Genomic DNA, 3,372 nt, shown 5'->3' on the forward strand with positions numbered 1-3,372 from the left:
GCTCCACGCCGCCCTTGGAGGCTTACCCTCCCATGTCTCAACGGGTCAAAAGCCCTATCATTCCTTCGTCATGCCTATCCAAGGGGTGGAGGCCAGTTATGCTAACGGGATGGGTCTAGCCCTTTTGTGGAACAAACCTGGTACTCCGTACATGTTTGAAATCCTACGAATAAGCCAACATTCGATAACTGTAAAACTAACAATCACTTTTTCTTATTATTTATTGGAGTCTTTCCTTTTGGGAAACTCGAAAGTGTTTCTAAGAATCTATAAGTTCTTATGCTGCTAAAGTAGTTAAAGGTTGTACTTTTTCTGGACAATAGGATTCATTTCGTTTAGCAATACCTACAAATATACGAGCTAATTTACCAACCAATTTCATAATAGATTTCATTTTCTTCATTTTTTTAACTTTAACATTATGAGCGTGTATTGCTTTAAATTCTGGGTTGTTCATCACAAGGCTCATTGTGGCTAAGTAAAGGAATCGCCGTAGTCTTGACCTCCCACGTTTAGAAATGACAATTTGACCTTTCCACTTTCCTGAACTTGCTTCAGCTAGGTGCAATCCTGCATGTCTTAGTAAAGAATTGCCGTGGGCAAAGCCACTTAAATCTCCTGCTTCCCCTAATATACCAGCCAAAGAAATTTCACTAATTCCTTTAATAGTAAGCAATTGCTGGGCATAAGGAATTTGTTTAAGTGCTTCTGTGACCTGTTGTTCAACTCTTTCGAGTTGTGTGGTTGCGAGATCGTATTCCTCTAATAATTGTTGTAGATGAAATTTATAAGCATCAAGTGCTTGCTTAGTGCCAATCGAACGATTAGCTAAATGAATTAGTAATTGGGCCTTTTTTAATCCAGGCTGTCTCTTCATCAGTGATTTCCACCCGATAACAACGTTTTGAGGTTGCATTGAACGCAATTCCATTGGTGTAGGAAATAAGCGAAGGGTTGCGATTGCCCCTTTACCTTTCACGTCTTTAAAAACTTGTCGAAGCTCTGGAAAGACAACATCTACCCAACGATTTAATTGGTTGATTGAACTAACAAGACGCTTCACAATCACATCACGGTTAGACATAAGAACACGAAGTTCTTCAAATGATTCAGAAGTGGGATGAACGATGGAATAGTAACCATTTTTCACCATATCAGCGATAACTAGTGCATCTTTTTTATCGCTTTTCGACTGGGTATTATCTCGATTCTCTTTATTCCTTTTTACATGGTACGGATTTACTGTTACAACATCAATATTCTGTTCGAAAAGCCATTTTGATAGATTAATCCAGTAATGTCCCGTAGGTTCCATGCCGACTATAGTGGTAACTAAGTTATTTGTCCTTTTTAATTTGTTAATCCAGTGCAATAAAATAGTAAATCCATCTTCGTTATTTTCAAATGTGAGAGGATCGCCGACTACAATTCCACGGAAATTCACTGCTCGAGCGACGTGAAATTGTTGAGCAATGTCCACACCAACAACGAGATGTTTATCGGAAATTCTTTCTATTAGTTGATTTTGCTTGTCTTGCATTTTAAACTTCATAGTAGGGGTTCCTCCTAAGGTTTGAGTTAGAGTGGTGTCTATACTCATATCTTACTGAGGAGCTCTTTTTTTATCAAAGTCAATAATTAACTCTCTACAGGAATGCTAACGTAAGCAGGTTTGTTTAAGAAGGGGAACTTAAAATTATTAATTTTTGTTTTTTTAACCCATTTAAGGGGATGATAATTAATACATTGGAAATCAAAAATTAAAGATTATAAGGAAGTTCAAAATGAATCAAAAAGATTATTTAAACAAAGCAGATAAGATTTATGATTTAATTGAAAAAGCACACGATAAAAAAATAACATTTTGGCTCGAATATGTTATTTTCTCTTGGCAATGGTGGGTTGGAACACTACTTACAGTTGTTCCTTGGATATTATGGTTTCTATTTAGAAAAAAAGAGAGCACTTATAGACTACTTCTCTCTGGTTTAATTGTTATGCTTATTAGTTCCTGGTTAGATTTTGTAGGAATAGCATTAGGTTTATGGCATTATAATTATGACGTTCTCCCGTTTCTCCCTTCCTATTTACCTTGGGATTTTACTCTTATTCCTGTAATTATTATGTTTCTTATTCAGATTAAGCCAAATTCCAATCCATATATAAAAGCACTTATTTTTGCAGGTGGGAGTGCATTTATTGGAGAACCTTTCTTTGCATTAATTCACACCTATACTCCGGAAAATTGGAAATACATATACTCATTTCCCATTTTATTTGGTATTTATTTATTGGGACATTTAATTAGTACAAGGGATAGTTTTGACAAAATAAAAAGTAAAACAACAAGTTAAAAAATAGTTGATGGATAAAAGATTAATTTTTTGTAATAGGAAAGATTGTGAAACATTGTTCTAAAGTAACGGGTGCGTTAGTTAAAGAAAAACAACTCAAAAAAGGACTCATTACAGTCCTTTTTTATTTGCTAAAAAATCAATATTTTGGTTTATTAGAGCCTTACTATAAATAAGCCATAGATCACCGTCGCTATTGCGCCCCATGTAGCAGCTCTCGAACTAAACATGTTAATAAGAGCATACACGCTACCGCCAATAACGGCGAGGACAGGCAGCGCCATAGCAATATCCGCAATCCAATCAACAACACCGTTAAAGGTAATCTCCGTAAACTTTTCACCTAACCACCACTTAAATTGCGTTAGTGGACCGTCCCACCAGTTTATATTGCCTAAATTCTGCGCTAGAGGAGTCGGATCGAGCCAGCTTCCGTCTGCACCCTTCATTCCGAGATGTAAATGCGGACCCGTCGAATTGCCCGTATTGCCGCTTAGTCCGATGATTTCTCCAGCGTTAACGTGTTCACCAATCCTTGCTTTAACCTCCGACATATGGCCGTAAATGGCCCGTGTACCGTCCTCGAATCGAATCGATAGCCCTTTACCTATATTGTTAGTTCCGTCGAATACTCGGAAGACTACGCCATTGCCTAGCGCCCTGAGCGACGTCCCTTCAGGAATTGCGAGGCCAACGCCAGTATGCGGCGTTTTATGCACCGCATCGACCGCACCAAACTTACTTGTTATGCGGACAATCATATTGCTTTCATCGCTTCAACAAGTATCTTCAGGAATAACGGTGTTAATTGGACCAATACATAACCAAGACCAGCCCCTTGCATCATCGTAAAGCCTTTCTCTTTATTACCGATCATTATGAATAAAGCACCACCTAAAACAACGACCATTGCAATCGGATAACTTATGGCCTGAATTAAAGTGATTAATGGGTCAAAAGCGTGTAGCATTTTATCGTAAATGGCACTCGTAGTAATCGCTGCATTTGATGAAGCTGC

General features: G+C 37.8%; 4 protein-coding genes and 1 pseudogene. 2 read left to right on the forward strand and 3 right to left on the reverse strand.

Annotated elements, in window-relative coordinates:
* On the forward strand, positions 1-289 hold a 289-nt coding region (locus tag COJ96_RS29030), incomplete at its 5' end, for a hypothetical protein (protein ID WP_218936527.1).
* Here COJ96_RS29030 and COJ96_RS25295 read toward each other — a convergent pair.
* Complete coding sequence (locus COJ96_RS25295; RefSeq protein ID WP_098576544.1) at positions 278-1,552, reverse strand: IS110 family RNA-guided transposase; 1,275 nt, start codon at positions 1,550-1,552, stop codon at positions 278-280. The two genes, COJ96_RS29030 and COJ96_RS25295, sit on opposite strands and share 12 nt — an antisense overlap.
* Positions 1,553-1,784: 232 nt before the next feature.
* Here COJ96_RS25295 and COJ96_RS25300 point away from each other — a divergent pair, with 232 nt between their 5' ends.
* Positions 1,785-2,354, forward strand: coding sequence for a CBO0543 family protein (locus COJ96_RS25300; protein WP_098576545.1), 570 nt, complete (start codon positions 1,785-1,787; stop codon positions 2,352-2,354).
* A gap of 155 nt (positions 2,355-2,509) precedes the next feature.
* Here the strand turns inward: COJ96_RS25300 and COJ96_RS25305 are convergent, their stop codons facing one another.
* Together COJ96_RS25305 and COJ96_RS28925 are read right to left on the reverse strand one after the other, a co-directional pair.
* Positions 2,510-3,115: a M23 family metallopeptidase gene (locus COJ96_RS25305; RefSeq protein WP_098576546.1), complete on the reverse strand. Its 606-nt coding sequence runs from the start codon at positions 3,113-3,115 to the stop codon at positions 2,510-2,512.
* A pseudogene (locus COJ96_RS28925) lies at positions 3,112-3,372 on the reverse strand (hypothetical protein); the annotation flags it as partial. The gene COJ96_RS25305 and the pseudogene COJ96_RS28925, both read right to left, overlap by 4 nt.

Origin of the sequence: Bacillus sp. AFS073361 (assembly GCF_002567005.1) — a bacterium.
Taxonomy (GTDB): Bacteria; Bacillota; Bacilli; order Bacillales; family Cytobacillaceae; genus Neobacillus.

What these genes read in the sequence shown, in the direction of transcription:
- COJ96_RS25295 (WP_098576544.1), bottom strand. Translation starts at nt 1,552, where the DNA reads ATGAAGTTTAAAATGCAAGACAAGCAAAATCAACTAATAGAAAGAATT.
- COJ96_RS25305 (WP_098576546.1), bottom strand. Translation starts at nt 3,115, where the DNA reads ATGATTGTCCGCATAACAAGTAAGTTTGGTGCGGTCGATGCGGTGCAT.
- COJ96_RS25300 (WP_098576545.1), top strand. Translation starts at nt 1,785, where the DNA reads ATGAATCAAAAAGATTATTTAAACAAAGCAGATAAGATTTATGATTTA.